This is a genomic window from Mycolicibacterium stellerae (assembly GCF_003719305.1).
Lineage (GTDB): Bacteria > Actinomycetota > Actinomycetes > Mycobacteriales > Mycobacteriaceae > Mycobacterium > Mycobacterium stellerae.
This window is the reverse complement of record NZ_RARC01000021.1, coordinates 59,686-75,586: the sequence shown is the minus strand read 5'-3', so window position 1 is coordinate 75,586 and position 15,901 is coordinate 59,686. Positions and strand designations below refer to the sequence as shown.

Sequence of the window (15,901 nt, the reverse complement as noted above, 5' to 3'; positions counted from 1 at the left end):
GTCAGGGGGCGACCGTAACCCCGCGCGGAGTCAGCCACCAGGCCTGGGACCGAGCTGGAATGAACCTCTGACCGCTCCGCAATGCAACCGATACCTGCCCGTGGCCGAACGGCGGTCCGCGGTGGCCGTTTACCCTGTTCACGTGAGTAGTGAGTCGGTCACCGACGCTTCCGATACGGGAGCCGACACCCCGCAGTACCGCTACACCGCGAAGCTGGCCGGGGAAATCGAGCGCGCCTGGCAGCAGACGTGGTCGCAGCAGGGCACCTTCAACGTGCCCAACCCGGTGGGCTCGTTGGCGCCGACCGACGGAACACCGGTGCCAGCCGACAAGATGTTCGTCCAGGACATGTTCCCCTACCCCTCGGGTGAGGGACTGCACGTCGGGCACCCGCTCGGGTACATCGCGACCGACGTCTACGCCCGCTACTTTCGGATGACGGGCCGAAATGTGTTGCACGCGTTGGGTTTCGACGCGTTCGGTTTGCCTGCCGAACAGTACGCGGTGCAGACCGGGACCCATCCGCGCACCCGCACCGAGGCGAACATCGTCAACTTCCGCCGTCAGCTGGGCCGGCTCGGCCTCGGCCACGACGCGCGGCGAAGCTTCTCCACCACCGACGTCGACTTCTACAAGTGGACGCAGTGGATCTTCCTGCAGATCTACAACGCGTGGTTCGACAAGGACCTCAACAGGGCGCGCCGCATCGAAGAGCTGGTGGGCGAATTCGAGTCCGGTCAAAGGGGCCTCGACGACGGCAGGGCGTGGACGGCGCTGTCGGCGGCCGAACGCGCCGACGTCGTCGACGCGCACCGGTTGGTGTATCAGGCCGACTCGATGGTCAACTGGTGTCCTGGGTTGGGCACGGTGCTGGCGAACGAGGAGGTCACCTCCGACGGCCGCAGCGACCGCGGTAACTTCCCGGTGTTTCGGAAACGGTTGCGGCAGTGGATGATGCGGATCACCGCCTACTCCGACCGGCTGCTCGACGACCTCGACGTGCTTGACTGGCCGGAGAAGGTCAAGGCGATGCAGCGCAACTGGATCGGCCGATCCACCGGCGCATCGGTGCTTTTCGCCACCGACGCAGGCGACATCGAGGTCTTCACCACGCGTCAGGACACGCTGTTCGGCGCCACCTACCTGGTGCTGGCACCCGAGCATCCGCTGGTCGAACAACTGACCGCCGCGGACTGGCCCGATGCGGTGGACCCTCGGTGGACCTTCAACGCCGCGACCCCTGCCGAAGCGGTCGCGCAGTATCGCCGCTCGGTCGCGGCCAAATCCGACCTGGAGCGCCAGGAGAACAAGGCCAAGACGGGCGTCTTCCTCGGCAGCTACGCCATCAACCCGGTCAACGGCGCCCAGATCCCGGTCTTCATCGCCGACTACGTGCTGGTGGGGTACGGCACGGGGGCCATCATGGCGGTTCCCGGCGGTGACCAGCGGGACTGGGACTTCGCAGGTGAATTCGGCCTGCCCATCATCGAAGTCGTTGCGGGAGGCGATATCTCGCAGGCTGCCTACAACGGCGACGGCGAGATGGTGAACTCCGGCTTCCTCGACGGGCTGAGCGTGGAGTCGGCGAAGGAAGCCATCACAACGCGGTTGGAGGCCGACGGCAGGGGCGCCTCCCGCGTCGAGTACAAACTGCGCGACTGGCTGTTCGCCAGGCAGCGGTACTGGGGTGAGCCGTTCCCGATCGTGTACGACGAAGACGGCCGCGCATACCCGTTGCCAGAAGCCGAGCTGCCCGTCGAGCTGCCCGACATCGCCGACTATTCGCCGGTGTTGTTCGATCCCGACGACGCCGACAGCGTTCCGTCGCCGCCGCTGAACAAGGCGACCGACTGGGTGAAGGTGCAGCTCGACCTCGGCGACGGCCTCAAGACCTACACCCGCGACACCAACGTCATGCCGCAGTGGGCGGGCAGCTCGTGGTATGAGCTGCGATACACCGACCCGCATAATTCGGAAGCCCTGTGCGACAAGGAGAACGAGGCGTACTGGATGGGGCCGCGGCCTGCCGAGCACGGTCAGGACGACCCCGGCGGCGTCGACCTGTACGTCGGTGGTGTCGAGCATGCCGTGCTGCACCTGTTGTATTCGCGGTTCTGGCACAAGGTGCTCTACGACCTCGGCCACGTGTCGTCGCGGGAGCCGTTCCGCCGGCTGGTGAACCAGGGCTACATCCAGGCGCACGCCTATACCGACGTGCGCGGCAGCTACGTGCCCGCCGCCGAAGTCGTTGAGCGCGACGGCAAGTTCTACTGGCCGGGACCCGACGGCGAAGTACAGGTGACCCAGGAGTTCGGCAAGATCGGCAAGAGTCTGAAGAACTCGGTTTCGCCGGACGAGATCTGCGAGGAGTACGGCGCGGACACGTTGCGCATGTATGAGATGTCGATGGGCCCGCTGGACGCGTCGCGGCCGTGGGCGACGAAAGACGTCGTAGGCGCGTACCGGTTCCTGCAGCGGGTGTGGCGGCTGGTGGTCGACGAAGAAACCGGCGAGCTTCGGGTGACCGACGACGAACCGGACGAGGAGACGCTTCGGGCGCTGCACCGCACCATCGCGGGGGTGTCGGAAGACTATGCGTCGCTTCGCAACAACACCGCCGGCGCCAAGCTGATCGAGTACACCAACCACCTCACCAAGAAGCACAGCGGCCACGTCCCGCGCGCCGCGGTGGAACCGCTGGTGCTCATGGTGGCGCCGCTGGCGCCGCACCTCGCCGAGGAGCTCTGGCAGCGGCTGGGCCACCAGACGTTGCTGGCGCACGGACCGTTCCCCGTCGCCGACGAGGCCTATCTGACTGTCGACACCGTCGAGTTGCCGGTGCAGGTCAACGGGAAGGTGCGGGGCCACGTGACGGTGCCCGCCGGCGCCGATGCGGACACGGTCGAGTCGGCGGCGCTGGCCGATGAAAAGGTGCAGGCGTTTCTGAACGGGGCGACGCCGAAGAAAGTCATCGTCGTCGCGGGCCGCCTAGTCAACCTAGTCGTCTAGTTATCTAGCGATTTCGGCGCGTTGATCGACGCTCAGCGTATGTGAGCGCGCCGAAATCACCCGGTGGGGCGGACGATGACCTCGTGGATATGGGCGTCGGGCGGAGCGTTGACGGCGTCGGCCACGATCTTGGCAACAGTTTCGGGGCTCAGGAATCGCTCGGGCCGGTATTCGCCGCCCTCGTAGGCGACGAGCCCCTCCTGCATCACCGTCGCGATCCGGCCCGGATGGATCGACGTCACCCGAAGCGACGGCTCGTCGTTGCGAAGCGAGTCCGCGAAGCCGCGCAACGCGAACTTGCTCGCGGTGTAGGACGCCAAGCCCGGCGAGGCGTTGATCCCCGCGCCGGAGTTGATGAACACGACATGGCCGCGCGCGGCGTCTAACGCGGGCAGTAGCGCGAGCGTAAGCGCCACCGCCCCAATGACGTTGACCTCCATGGTGACGCGCCACTCGCCGATCGTCGATTCCGCAACGCGACCTGGGAAGGCGGCGCCGGCGTTGTGGATCAGCACGTCGAGCTCGTCGATGGGTTCGACCGCGGCCGGGATGGCGTCTGCGTCCTCCAGATCCAGCGGCCATGTGGTGGCCCCGAGTCGCTGCGCGAGCGCGTCGAGCCGGTCCGACGGCCTGCCGCCGAGAAACAGCGTGTGAGTGGGCGCCAGCGCGTCGGCGATCGCCGTGCCGAGTCCGCCCGCCGGTCCGGTGATGAACGCGGTCGGCATGCCGACCACCCTACCGACTGCGATCATTGACGAGATGGCACCTGATCCCAGCTTCGCTCCCACACAGCTCGCGGCGCGCGCTGCCTACCTGCTGCGCGGCAACGACCTGGGCGTGATGACCACGGCCGCGCCGCTGCTCTACCCACACATGTGGAGCTGGGACGCCGCATTCGTGTCCATCGGCCTCGCCCCGCTGAGCGTGGAGCGGGCCGTCGTCGAACTCGACACGCTGCTGTCGGCGCAGTGGTCCAACGGGATGATTCCGCACATCGTGTTCGCCAACGGGGTCGACGGCTACTTCCCCGGACCTGCGCGGTGGGCGACCTCCGCGCTTGCCGCCAACGCACCCCGTACGCGGCACACGTCGGGCATCACCCAGCCGCCGGTGCACGCGATCGCCGTGCAGCGCATCCTCGACCACGCACGTTCGCGCGGGCGGTCAACCCGCGCGGTGGCCGAGGCGTTCCTGGACCGCCGGTGGGACGATCTGGTGCGCTGGCACCGCTGGCTCGCCGAAGCACGCGACCAGAATTCCCACGGCCGGGTCACGCTCTATCACGGGTGGGAGTCCGGTATGGACAACTCGCCGCGGTGGGATAACGCCTACGCCAACGTGATTCCCGGCACCGTGCCCGAGTACCAGCGCGAGGACAACGCCATCGTCACCGACGCCAGCCAACGGCCGTCCGACATGGAGTACGACCGCTACCTGTGGCTGGTCGAGGAGATGAAGTCGGCGCACTACGACGACGGGCTGCTGCCCAAGGTGATGAGCTTCGCCGTCGAGGATGTGTTCGTGTCGGCGATCCTTTCGGTCGCCTGCACCGTGCTAGCCGAGATCGGCGAGGACTACAAACGCCCGCACGCCGACGTCAGGGACCTGTACGCGTGGGCCGAGCGGTTCCGGTTGGGCGTCATCGAGACGGCTGACGAAAGGACCGGTGCGGCCAGGGATTTCGATGTCCGGACGGGCAAGTTGATCGCCACCGAGACGGTCGCGCAGTTCGCCCCGCTGTTGTGCGGCGGGCTGCCGCACGACAAGGAGCGGACACTGCTGCGGCTGCTGGAGGGTCCGCGATTCTGCGGGCATCCGGACCTGAAATACGCGTTGATCCCTTCGACGTCGCCGGTGTCACGAGACTTTCGGTCGAGGGAGTACTGGCGCGGACCGATCTGGCCGGTGATGACCTGGCTGTTCTCCTGGGCGTTTGCCCGCCGCGGTTGGGCCGAGCGGTCCCTGATCCTGCGCCGCGAAGGTCTGCGCCAGGCCAGCGACGGCACGTTCGCCGAGTACTACGAGCCGTTCACCGGGGAGCCGCTGGGCAGCATGCAGCAGTCATGGACCGCCGCAGCGGTGCTCGACTGGCTGGGCTAGCTGTCGCCGTGGCCGGTTTCGCGATCGGCCAGCCGCTCCATCGGGCCCAACGCCTTGGTCAGGGTTTCGACGTCGTCCTCCGTGAGCTTGCCGAGCATTGCGGCCAGCGCGGCTCTGCGCGCGGCGAGGGCCTCACGGTGCTGGACCAGGCCGCGGGGCGTGACCTCAACGAGTACGGCCCGCAAGTCGGATGGGTCGCGCGACCGTTTCACCAGGCCGAGCTTCTCGAGCCGGCGGATCGCCACGGTGGTCGTCGGGGTGCGGACACGTTCGTGGGCCGCGAGATCGGTCATCCGGATGGGACCCTTTTCCAGCAGGGTCAACAGGATCGACAACTGGGCCAGGGTCAGGTCGCCTGCGTTGCCGCGATTGGCGTCGCCGCGCCGCAGGACAGAGAACAGTTTGGACAGGACGCGCTGCAGCTCGGCCGCGAGCTCGTCGACCTGCGCTTCTGCCTCGACCATAGTTCGCTAGTCTAACCTGTCGGGGTCAGACGGCAGGTAATCACGCAATGTTGGGTGTTAAAGAACTTGCGAGCGGGCGAAGCCATCTCGTGTGCCACGACGACCATCGTGATGCAGTCCCCGCCGAGGTCGGCGATCAACGCCAAGATGCCCTTCACCAGCTCGGGATCCAGCGCCGAGGTGGCCTCGTCGAAGAAACATCGCCTCGGGAGCCATGGCGAGTGCGCGGGCGATCGCGACGCGCTGCTGCTGCCCACCCGACAGAGTTCCGGGACGAGCATCGGCCTTGTGCCGCAATCCAACCCCCGGTCCAGCTGGGCCAATCCGAGCTCGCGGGCCGCGTCGGCGCTGAGCCTCTTGCGTTTGCGGGGCGCCAACGTCACGTGTCCAGCACCGAGCGGTGCCGGAACAGGTTGAAATGCTGGAACACCATGCCCAGCAGGATGTCGCGCTTGTCCGGCTCGCAGAGCCGGTTGAGCGTCCGCAGCGGCGTCGACTTGCCCGAACCGGACGGCCCGATCACCGCGGCGGTGGTGCCTGCGGGGCGTCGATATCGACGCCCCGCAGCACGGCGTTGGGCCCGAAGGACAGGCGAATATCGTTGCCGAGCAACGAGACTGGTGCAGGCGCGGGCGTCATCAGTAGTGCAGGCGGCGCCTTGTGCTCAATCAGAGCGCAACCGACGGTTGCCTGGTCAGGCTCGACGGGCTGAACACGCCGCGGCGCACCAGTTCGGCGATCATGATTCGCCCCATCGCTTCGGACCGGCCGGCGCATGCGGCGCGCGCGCCGGCGGGGTCACCCGTGCGGATGGCAGCGGTCTCGGCTTCGTAGAACGGCAGCATCTCGTCGTGGTTGTTCAGGTAGGTCACCCAGAACGACCGCGGGATGAAGCTCTGGGATGCGCGGATCTCGGCGAGGAGCCGCGGGCCGGCGTACTCCTCGTTGATGGTCTGTCTGTACTGCCAGGCAGCGTCCTGGAATGCGCGCGACTCGCGGTTGGCGCGCATGAAGTCGGTCAGCGAGTCGAGCGCCGACAGCACGTGCGGACGCGGGTCGCTTGCGGCGCGCGCCGAGGCTATGCCGAGCAGGATGCCGTGGAGCTCATGGTGCTCGACCACGACGGACTCGTCGAAGCGCTCGACGAACGCGCCGCGGTGATACCGGGTGGACAGAATTCCGTCGTGCTCGAGCTGAACGACGGCTTCCTGAATCGGCACCCGGCTCAGGCCGAGCTCGGTGGCGATCTCGTTGCGGTCGACCCGATCCCCCGAGCGCAGCTTGCCAGTCAGCACCAGGTTGATGACGTGCGAAACAACCTGGTCCTTTTCTTTGACTCCATACCTTTTGGGCATAGCGGCGACAGTTAAACACGCCACCAAGTCAATGGGCTGAAATTGACCGAATGAATCGCTTTGTGTTTGTGAGTTTCGCCCAGCCTAAGCTCAGTTGCTTATTCCGAAGCGCGTCGATCGCGCCAGCGGCACAACGCTTCTGCATCGCTGAGGTCATAGTCGGGACCGTTGACGCCGACCGTGAGTAGCGTGACCCCGAGGCCGGCCAGCGCGTCGGCCTCGGCGAGCAGCGCGTCTGGGCCCTCACCGGAGACGCCTGCCGAACGCTCGATCGTCGCCGGATCGCGACCGACGTCGGCGCAGTGCCGCGCGAGCACCTCGGACTTCTGCGGGTACTCACCGCTGTCGCTGAACGAATGCCAGATATCGCCGTGCTCGGCGACCAGCCGCAACGTCTTGCGTTCGCCGCCGCCGCCGATCAGCACCGGGATGTCGCGAGTCGGCTGCGGGTTGAGCTTGCCCAGCCGCGATTTGATGCGTGGGAACGCCGCAGCCAGATCGTCGAGGCGGCTGCCCGCCGAGCCGAAGTCGTAGCCGTACTCGTCGTAGTCCTTCTGCTTCCAGCCCGACCCGATGCCCAGGATCAGCCGACCGTCGGAGATGTGGTCGACGGTGCGCGCCATGTCGGCCAGTAATTCCGGATTGCGGTACGAATTGCAGGTGACCAGCGCGCCGATTTCGATGCGCGACGTCTGTTCGGCCCACGCGCCGAGCATCGTCCAGCATTCGTAATGTGGACCGTCGGGATCACCGTAAAGCGGGAAAAAGTGGTCCCAGTTGAATGCGACGTCGACACCGATGTCCTCGCAGCGACGGACGGCGTCACGGATATGGCTGTACTGGGGTGAATGTTGCGGCTGCAGTTGCACGCCGATGCGAATGGGGGAGGTCACCGGTCCATCATTCCCTCTTCGGCCGGATTCTATTGCCGGCCTCCTCAGCGCGGCTCTCGCCGCTTGGTCGTCGCCCGGCTATACGCCAATCTGGCCGTCCGTCTTCCACACCGCCACCACCGACGGACGCGCCGTACCGTTGCCGCCTTCGGGCCACCGCGACAACGGGTTGTCGACGTTGTTGTCGTCGTGCTCGCCGGGGTGCTGGACGCACACGGTCACCAGGTCGTCGGTGATGATCGGTCCGCACGTTTCGGCGCCGAGCGGCACGGTGAGGAACTGCTTGGTTTCACCGCGATTGGGGCCGTCGAGTGCGACGGCGAACAACCCGTCGTTGGAGTCCAAGGCGTTCCCGTCGGTGGAGATCCACAGGTTGCCGTGGCTGTCGAACGCCAAGTTGTCCGGGCACGAGATCGGGCTGACCTTCGTCTTGTCGAATCCGGCAAAGTAGGTGTCGGCAGCCGCCGGGTCGCCGCACACCAGCAGCAGCTCCCAGGTGAAGTCCGTGCCCGCATGGTTGTCGGTTATCTCGAGGATCTGTCCGCTCTTGTTGTCGTTGCGCGGGTTCGCGGCGTCGGGAAGCGCCTCGCCGGGCGCGCCGCGCTCGTCGTTGTTGGTCAGCGCGACGTACACCTTGCCGGTCTTGGGGTTCGCCTCGAAGTCCTCGGGCCGGTCCATCTTGGTGGCGCCCGCCTTGTCTGCGGCGAACCGGGTGAATACCGCCGCTTCCTGGGCGGTCACCCCGGGCACCAGGGATTCGGCCTGTCCGTTCGGGCCCGAGCGCAGCAGCGGGAGCCAGGTCCCCGTCCCGCTGAACGACCCCTTCGCGGGCAGCTTGCCCGAGCCGTCGATGTCAGCGGGCGGGATGTCGCTGGTCAGCTTCGCGACGTAGAGCGTGCCCTCGTCGAGCAGCGTCATGTTGTGTGCCAGCGCGGCCGGGTCCTTGCCCGGCTGCATCTTCTTGCTGGAGACGAATTTGTACATGTAGTCGAAGCGTTCGTCGTCGCCGCTGTAGGCCACGACGGTGCCGTCGTCGGTGATGTAGATGTTGGCCGCCTCATGGCGGAACCGGCCCATCGCCGAGTGCTTGACCGGCGTCGAGTTGGGGTCCCACGGGTTGAGCTCGACGATGTAGCCGAAACGGTTGGGCTCGTTGGGGGTCTTGGCGACGTCGAACCGGGGATCGAAGGTCTCCCACAGCAGCTCTGAGGGCTCCAGCGGAATTCCGTAGCGGTCGTATCGGTCGGCGTCGGCGGCCTTGGGCTTCGCGGTGCCCTCGGCGGCACCGAAGTAATCCTGGAAGTTCTCTTCGCCCGACAGGACGGTGCCCCACGGGGTGACACCGCCTGCGCAGTTGGCGAACGTGCCCGCGACCGTGCGGCCGGCGGGGTCGGCGGATGTCTTGACGAAGTCGGTGCCCGCCGCGGGCCCGACCAAAGTCATCGGGGTGTCAGCGGTGATGCGCCGGTTGTAGCGGCCCATCACGGGTTTGAGGCCGCCGCCGGGTACCCGCTCTACCTCGACGACGCCCATGCCGATCGCCGCGATCTCGACGTCGAACTGCTCGCGGGTGGGGGCATCGCTCTTGTAGCCGGGGAACATGAACAGCGGGTCGACGTACTCGTGGTTGGTGACCAACAGGAACCGGTTCGGTTGCCCGTCGATCGGCAGCAGCCCGGCGAAGTCGTTGTTGAAGCCGAACTGAGCGCGCTGCGCGGCGCCGGTCTGGTTGCGCACGTCGAACTTCGGCGCGCCGTCCAATATCGGGTCGCCCCAGCTGATCACGACGGCCTGCGCGTATCCGTCTGGGATGACGACGGCATCTTCGCTGTTCGGCGCGACGGCCTGGAACTTCATCCCGGGCGGCGTCTCGGCGGCCGGCTCGGTCGACGACGTCGGAGTGGCGGCGGGTTGTTCGCCGTTCCCGCACGCCGCGAGCACCGAGCCGGCGCCGACTGCCAATACGGCGATGCCGCTGGCGCGCAACAACGAACGCCGCGACACAGCCTTCGCGATGTCGCCGAAGTACTCGTTGTCGCTGGTGTTGCGTACGGGTTTGGAGCAGGCGTCGCCGCACTTGAAGCGGCACGTCACATGCTGCCGTTTGGACTTTCCGTCATGGGTGACGAGGAGGTTCAACGGCACAAGCGCCATGGGGGGTTCCTTCCGAGCACGTTTATCGGCCGAGGGCTGCCGGCCGGACGCGCCGAAATTTACGTCAATCTGGCAATCGGCTAGGAAGCAGCGGGTAAACAATTGGGGCGGTTATGCGCCGAGCACTCCACGCAGGATCTCGACGAGAGCGCGCGGCTGGTCGCCCTGAACGGAGTGACCCGAGTCGGCGACGACGTGGGTGCGCTGAAAGCCCGGCGCCCCGTTCGCGAACGCCTCGGCGTCCTCGTCGTTGACGAAGAACGAGTTGGCGCCGCGTACCAGCGTGGTCGGCATGGTGATGGACGGCACGTCGTCCCACAGGTTGTCGAACCCATCGCCCTTGCGGAATGAGTCGTAGCGCCATGTCCAGGTGCCGTCGTCCAGCCGCCTACTATTGTGAAAAACCCCGCGCCGCAACGACTTCCGGTCGCGGTGCGGGGCGGCCTCGATCGTCACGTCGAGCATCGCGGCGAAGCTTGGGAAGTCGCGGTCGCCCTTGACGAGGGCAACGGCACCGAGCTGGGCCTTCGTCATCTCCTCGTGGCGCTCCGGCGCCGACGGGGTGACGTCGACGAGCAGCAACTCGGGAACGAGGGCGGGTTCGGTGGCCGCGATGCGCAGCGCGGTCAGCCCGCCGAGCGACATGCCGACGACAAGGCGCGGATCTGGAGCCCACTCGCGCAGGACCGGACGCAGCGTCTCGGCGTTGAGCCTTGGCCCGTAGTCGCCGTCCTCGCGCCACGCCGACCGGCCGTGTCCCGGCAGGTCGATTGCCAGCGCGGGCACGCCAAGGCCGAGGATGACGGTGTCCCAGGTGTGGGCGTTCTGCCCGCCGCCGTGCAGAAACACCACCCGCGGTGCCCCGGCGCCCCACTTCAACGCGCTAATTTCGGCCGATTCGACACGGGCGACCGCGGGCAGGGGGCCGGTGTGTCCGATCTGTTCGGCGTTCTCGGGCAGCAGTGCGAACTCGTCGAGATCAAGCAGTTCGTCATCGGAGATTTCCGCCACGGCTCGACATTACGCACCGGCGAAGATTCGGATGCTATTCGACCGGCAGTGTGTCAGCGTCGAGGCATGGTTCCGACGGCACACGCACGGGAAGGTTTGACGATTCGCACCGTCGAGGATGCGGACTGGCCTGCCATGGCGCTGCTCGCGGCGACGTGTTTCGGGAACCGGCGGCCGCAGGAGGCGACCGACATGTGGCGGGCGATGATGCCCGCGGGCAGTGCAGTCGTGGCGTGCGACGGCCCGGATGTCGTCGGGATGGCGGCGTATCTGGACCTGGAGCTCACCGTGCCTGGCGGTGCACGGCTGCCGATGGCGGGCGTGACCTGGGTGGCGGTCTCACCGACACATCGGCGGCGCGGCGTGCTTCGGGCGATGTTCGCCGAACTGCACGGCCGCATGGGTGACTATCCGCTCGCGGGCCTGCAGGCCAGCGAGGCCGGCATCTACGGGCGGTTCGGGTACGGGCCCGCGATGGTCGAACATCGGCTGACCGTCGACCGGCGGGAGGCACGGTTTCACACCGACGTGCCCGACCCTGGCGGAGTCAGGATCGTCGAGGCCGCGGCGCATCGCGACCAGCTGGCAGACATCTGGGAGCGGTGGCGGCTACAGACGCCGGGCGGTTTGGCCACTCCGCGACAGATGTGGGACGAAGTATTCGCCGACCGGGAGGCGTTCAGGGATGGCGGCAGCGCCTACTTCTGCCTCCTGCACGCCGACGGCTTCGTGATGTACCGGACGCACGGGAACGACGAGAAGAAGAAGATCGAGATCTCCGAGATGGCTGCGGTGACACCGCAAGCGCATGTCGCGCTGTGGCGCGTCCTGCTCGGTATGGACCTCATCGAGACGGTGACGGTCTGGACGCATCCCGACGATGTGCTGCCCTATCTGCTGACCGATCCACGTCTGGTGCGGACCGTCGGTGTCGAGGACACGTTGTGGCTGCGGATCCTCGACATACCCGCGGTGCTGGAGGCGCGCAGTTACGGGGCCGACGTGTCTGCCGTGCTGGAGCTCTCGGACCCTGTGCTGGGTGGTGGCGGCAGATACGCGCTCGATGTGGCCGGGGGCCGGGCGAAGTGTGTCCGCACAGACGCCGACGCCGATGTGCACACCGAGCTGTCCGTGCTGGGCAGCCTCTACATGGGTGGCCACCGCGCCTCGGCCTTCGCGGCCGCACATCGGCTGCGGTGCAACGACTTCGGACTGGTGGCTGCCCTGGACGCGGCGTTCGCCACCGATGTGCCGGCCGAGCTCGGCTACGGCTTCTAGCCCTCGATGAAGTTCTCGAGCTGCGCGCGGGCGATGTCGTCCGGCAGCTGCTTCGGCGGGCTCTTCATCAGGTAGGCCGACGCGGCGACGACGGGGCCGCCGATGCCGCGGTCCTTGGCGATCTTCGCGGCGCGGACCGCGTCGATGATGACTCCCGCGGAGTTCGGCGAATCCCACACCTCGAGCTTGTACTCCAGGTTCAGGGGCACGTCGCCGAAGGCGCGGCCTTCCAGCCGCACGTAGGCCCACTTGCGGTCGTCGAGCCAGCCGACGTGGTCGGACGGACCGATGTGCACGTCCTTGGTGTTGAACTCGCGCTGCAGGTTCGATGTGACGGCCTGGGTCTTGGAGATCTTCTTGGACTCCAGCCGCGACCGCTCCAGCATGTTGAGGAAGTCCATGTTGCCGCCGACGTTGAGCTGCATCGTTCGGTCGAGCTGCACGCCGCGGTCCTCGAACAGCTTGGCCATCACGCGGTGGGTGATGGTCGCGCCGACCTGGCTCTTGATGTCGTCGCCGACGATCGGCACACCGGCGTCTTCGAACTTCTTGGCCCACACCGGATCTGAGGCGATGAACACGGGCAGCGCGTTGACGAACGCCACGCCCGCGTCGATGGCGCATTGCGCGTAGAACTTGTCGGCCTCTTCGGAGCCGACGGGAAGGTAGGAGACCATCACGTCGACGTTGTTGTCCTTGAGCGCCTTGACGACGTCGACCGGGTCGGTGTCGGAGACCTCGATGGTCTCGGCGTAGTACTTGCCGATGCCGTCGAGGGTCGGGCCGCGTTGCACGGTGACATTGGTCGGCGGGACGTCGGCGATCTTGATGGTGTTGTTCTCCGACGCGAAGATGGCCTCGGAGAGATCGAAGCCGACCTTCTTGGCGTCCACGTCGAAGGCGGCGACGAACTTGACGTCGCGGACGTGGTACTGGCCCAACTTGACATGCATCAGGCCGGGCACCGTGGCGTTCTCGTCGGCGTCCTGGTAGTACTGCACACCCTGGACAAGCGATGATGCGCAGTTGCCTACACCGACAATCGCGACCCGCACCTCTGAGGATGATGTCGCCGGCGATCCGGCTCCGACGTGCTCAGTCATGTGGACGTTCTCCCTCTCGATCCAATGCCAATTGGAAATCTGGTTGCTTCTACGCCTGCTCGGCGCGACCCTGCGCGACCCGCTCGGCCGCGATCAAATCGTTGAGCCACTTCACTTCGCGCTCGCTGGACTCCAACCCCAACTGGTGCAGTTGGCGGGTGTAGCGGTCGAGCGAACTGCTGGCCCGCGCGACGGCTTCGCGCAGGCCTTCCCTGCGTTCTTCCACCTGACGACGCCGGCCCTCCAGGATTCGCATCCTGGCCTCTGCGGGGGTGCGGTTGAAGAAGGCGAGATGAACGCCGAAGCCGTCGTCGGTGTAATTTTGCGGACCGGTGTCGGCCACCAGTTCGGCGAACCGTTGCTTGCCCGCGTCGGTCAGTTGGTACACCCGGCGCGCGCGGCGCACCTTGGGAGTGCCGTCCGGTGCGGCATCCTCGACGATCAACCCGTCGGCCTGCATCCGACGCAATGCGGGATACAGCGAGCCGTAGGAGAACGCCCGGAAAGCGCCGAGCAACCCGGTCAGCCTCTTGCGGAGTTCGTAGCCATGCATGGGTGATTCGAGCAGAAGACCCAGCACTGCCAGCTCCAGCATCGAACCACCTCCTTTGCCTGTCGCTACAACATCTCGACACCTCGACAAAGTGTATCGCGCCGATATATGCGGCGCTACATCAGGGCGACAAACGCCTGCTCAGCGCGCTAGCCGGGTTTGTGGACCTGCTTGATCGCGCCGTCGGGCGCCAGGTCGATGAATCCGCTGCCGAAGTCGCTGCTGACGTAGATGCGGATGTTGACCGCGTCGGGCGTGGCCGGATCCTTCGACGGCTCGATGTCGATCCAGGTGTCGGAGATGTCCCTGCGCTGCATGTCGAGTGACTCGGGTGCGCCGCGCAGAATCGCGATGGTCTGCTCGACGTTGAACTTCGACAGGTCGACGACGCGGTCGTCGCCGTCGACGGTGGTGGTGGAGTACGGGTCTCCCCAGCCGCCGCGGTAGTCATACATCAACTTGCGGCGCGGATCGTCGGTTTCGGGGCGGTAGAGCGTGGCCCGGTCCGGGCGGATGTTCATCTCGAAGCCGTTGGTGTCACCGAACTTCTGCCGCATCTGTTCGAACAAGCCGGTGAGCCCGCCGAGAGATTGCAGCTGCCGAGGCGGCGTCAGCACCTTGGCGGGAATCCCGTCGGACTTCGCCCCCGGGTCGGTCTGGAAGCTCAGCGGCGAGGAGGTGTTGCCGTACAGGCCCCAGCCGATACCCATGCCGAGAAGCACCAGCACGGCAGCCGTTGCGAGGCGAAGGCCCCAGCCCCCACCCGCGGGAAGTCGTGGGCGCGACTTCAGCGTCGGCAGCTGTACCGGTGCGTTCGCGTTCTGCAGGTCGGAGACCAACGACTCAAGCTCACCCAATGTGGCGGCGGTGGTGGCAGACGCCACCCGTTGCCGGTGTTCCTCCATCGACAGCTGTCCCTCGGCGAGCGCGTTGTCGAGCACCTGGCAGGTGTCGTTGCGGTCGCTGTCCTTCGCCCGGGTGCCCCGCGCCTGCCGTGTTGCCACGTCGATGATCGTAGGGGTCAGCCGGGGAACTCGACGCGCTTGATGTTGCTTGCGCCGTCGAGGTAGATGAAGCCGTCCGTACCGGACTTCGTCGTCACCTTCACCAACAGTTCCAGTGCTCCCGGCCCGGGTGGCTCGGCGACGTGATCGATGTCGATGAAGGTTTCCGATACGTCGGCGGCGGCGATGCGCAGCGTTTCCGGCGCGGCCGCGAGTGCGGCGGCGGCCGCAGGCACGTCGAATGCGGCCAGGTCGGTCACGTCGTCGGTGTCCGAGCGGGTCCTGGTCGACGGATCCCCCCAGCCGTTCTCGTAGGGGTAGATCAGCTTCGAGCGATCGTCGGTCGGATCGGGGCGGGCCAGGATCGCCTCGTCGGGCATGACGGCCAGCTCGTAGCCGGTCGTGTCGCCGAATCTCTTGCGCATCTCATCGATGACACGGGCCAGCCCCTCCGCGGAATGCAGATTCGGCGGCGGGGCCAGCACGACCGGCGGCGGGTCCTCGGGCGCCGGGGCCGCCTCCTCGACGGTCGTGGGCGGCTGGTCGGCCAGCACATGGGGTGCGGGGGCCTCGGCACTCGGGCTGGCGTCGGGGGTGTCTGGGGTCGAACCGCCGCTGCTCATCAGCGCCCAGGTGATCGCGGCGCAGATCACGATCACCCCGCCGGTTACCGCCGCGACGACGATCGGCCCGCGGGGCAGCTTCGTCGGCTGCGTGGTGAATGCCTGCGGGTTGGTCGCCTGCAGGTCGTCGACCAACGGCCATAGCTCCCCCAGCGTGGCGGCGTGGGTGGCCGCGCTGACCCGCTGCCGGTGTTCCTCCATTGACAGCTGTCCCTCGGCCAGCGCGCTGTCGAGTGCCTGGCAGATTTCGGTGCGGTCGCTGTCCTTTGCACGCGTGCCCGGTGTCTGCCGTGTCGCCACGTCGAAGATCGTAGGAGTTCAGTTGCCGTCACGCAGTCAAGCGCCGACGCGAC

General features: G+C 66.9%; 13 protein-coding genes and 1 pseudogene. 3 read left to right on the top strand and 11 right to left on the bottom strand.

From position 1 onward, the window contains the following. Positions 1 to 142 precede the first annotated feature (142 nt). Complete coding sequence (gene leuS, locus D6M19_RS22760) at positions 143 to 3,010, top strand: leucine--tRNA ligase (RefSeq protein WP_123027577.1); 2,868 nt, start codon at positions 143 to 145, stop codon at positions 3,008 to 3,010. Positions 3,011 to 3,066: 56 nt separating this feature from the next. Here leuS and D6M19_RS22755 read toward each other — a convergent pair whose 3' ends face one another. Next, the gene (locus tag D6M19_RS22755; RefSeq protein WP_123027532.1) at positions 3,067 to 3,735 is read right to left on the bottom strand and encodes an SDR family oxidoreductase; all 669 of its coding nucleotides are present in this window, start codon (positions 3,733 to 3,735) and stop codon (positions 3,067 to 3,069) included. A gap of 34 nt (positions 3,736 to 3,769) precedes the next feature. Here D6M19_RS22755 and ggh point away from each other — a divergent pair, with 34 nt between their 5' ends. Further along, a complete protein-coding gene (ggh, locus tag D6M19_RS22750) occupies positions 3,770 to 5,110 on the top strand; it encodes a glucosylglycerate hydrolase (protein WP_123027576.1) in 1,341 nt (446 codons plus the stop codon). Here the strand turns inward: ggh and D6M19_RS22745 are convergent. The 6 genes and pseudogenes from D6M19_RS22745 to D6M19_RS22720 all read right to left on the bottom strand — a co-directional run bounded on the left by D6M19_RS22745 (position 5,107) and on the right by D6M19_RS22720 (position 10,987). Beyond that, positions 5,107 to 5,574 carry a MarR family winged helix-turn-helix transcriptional regulator gene (locus tag D6M19_RS22745; protein ID WP_123027531.1) on the bottom strand — a complete coding sequence of 156 codons (468 nt, stop codon included), beginning with the start codon at positions 5,572 to 5,574 and terminating at the stop codon, positions 5,107 to 5,109. The two genes, ggh and D6M19_RS22745, sit on opposite strands and share 4 nt — an antisense overlap. An 83-nt stretch (positions 5,575 to 5,657) precedes the next feature. Then, a pseudogene (locus tag D6M19_RS22740) lies at positions 5,658 to 6,213 on the bottom strand (amino acid ABC transporter ATP-binding protein); the annotation flags it as partial. 29 nt (positions 6,214 to 6,242) lie between these two features. Then, positions 6,243 to 6,929: a GntR family transcriptional regulator gene (locus D6M19_RS22735; protein WP_123027530.1), complete on the bottom strand. Its 687-nt coding sequence runs from the start codon at positions 6,927 to 6,929 to the stop codon at positions 6,243 to 6,245. A gap of 98 nt (positions 6,930 to 7,027) precedes the next feature. Further along, positions 7,028 to 7,822, bottom strand: a complete 795-nt coding sequence (locus D6M19_RS22730; RefSeq protein WP_123027529.1) for an LLM class F420-dependent oxidoreductase — start codon at positions 7,820 to 7,822, stop codon at positions 7,028 to 7,030. A gap of 78 nt (positions 7,823 to 7,900) precedes the next feature. Beyond that, positions 7,901 to 9,976, bottom strand: coding sequence for a PhoX family protein (locus D6M19_RS22725; protein ID WP_123027528.1), 2,076 nt, complete (start codon positions 9,974 to 9,976; stop codon positions 7,901 to 7,903). A gap of 111 nt (positions 9,977 to 10,087) precedes the next feature. Further along, positions 10,088 to 10,987, bottom strand: coding sequence for an Rv0045c family esterase (locus D6M19_RS22720; RefSeq protein WP_123027527.1), 900 nt, complete (start codon positions 10,985 to 10,987; stop codon positions 10,088 to 10,090). Between the two features lie 66 nt (positions 10,988 to 11,053). Here D6M19_RS22720 and D6M19_RS22715 point away from each other — a divergent pair, with 66 nt between their 5' ends. Beyond that, positions 11,054 to 12,265: an enhanced intracellular survival protein Eis gene (locus tag D6M19_RS22715; RefSeq protein ID WP_123027526.1), complete on the top strand. Its 1,212-nt coding sequence runs from the start codon at positions 11,054 to 11,056 to the stop codon at positions 12,263 to 12,265. Here D6M19_RS22715 and D6M19_RS22710 read toward each other — a convergent pair. From D6M19_RS22710 to D6M19_RS22695, 4 genes are all read right to left on the bottom strand, one after another. Then, complete coding sequence (locus D6M19_RS22710) at positions 12,262 to 13,368, bottom strand: inositol-3-phosphate synthase (RefSeq protein WP_123027525.1); 1,107 nt, start codon at positions 13,366 to 13,368, stop codon at positions 12,262 to 12,264. The genes D6M19_RS22715 and D6M19_RS22710 overlap by 4 nt on opposite strands. 49 nt (positions 13,369 to 13,417) lie before the next feature. Further along, complete coding sequence (locus D6M19_RS22705; RefSeq protein WP_123027524.1) at positions 13,418 to 13,963, bottom strand: PadR family transcriptional regulator; 546 nt, start codon at positions 13,961 to 13,963, stop codon at positions 13,418 to 13,420. Positions 13,964 to 14,070: 107 nt separating this feature from the next. Then, on the bottom strand, positions 14,071 to 14,925 hold the full coding sequence (locus D6M19_RS22700) for a DUF1707 domain-containing protein (RefSeq protein ID WP_123027523.1): 855 nt from the start codon (positions 14,923 to 14,925) through the stop codon (positions 14,071 to 14,073). Between the two features lie 17 nt (positions 14,926 to 14,942). Next, a complete protein-coding gene (locus D6M19_RS22695; RefSeq protein ID WP_123027522.1) occupies positions 14,943 to 15,848 on the bottom strand; it encodes a DUF1707 SHOCT-like domain-containing protein in 906 nt (301 codons plus the stop codon). Positions 15,849 to 15,901: the final 53 nt, after the last annotated feature.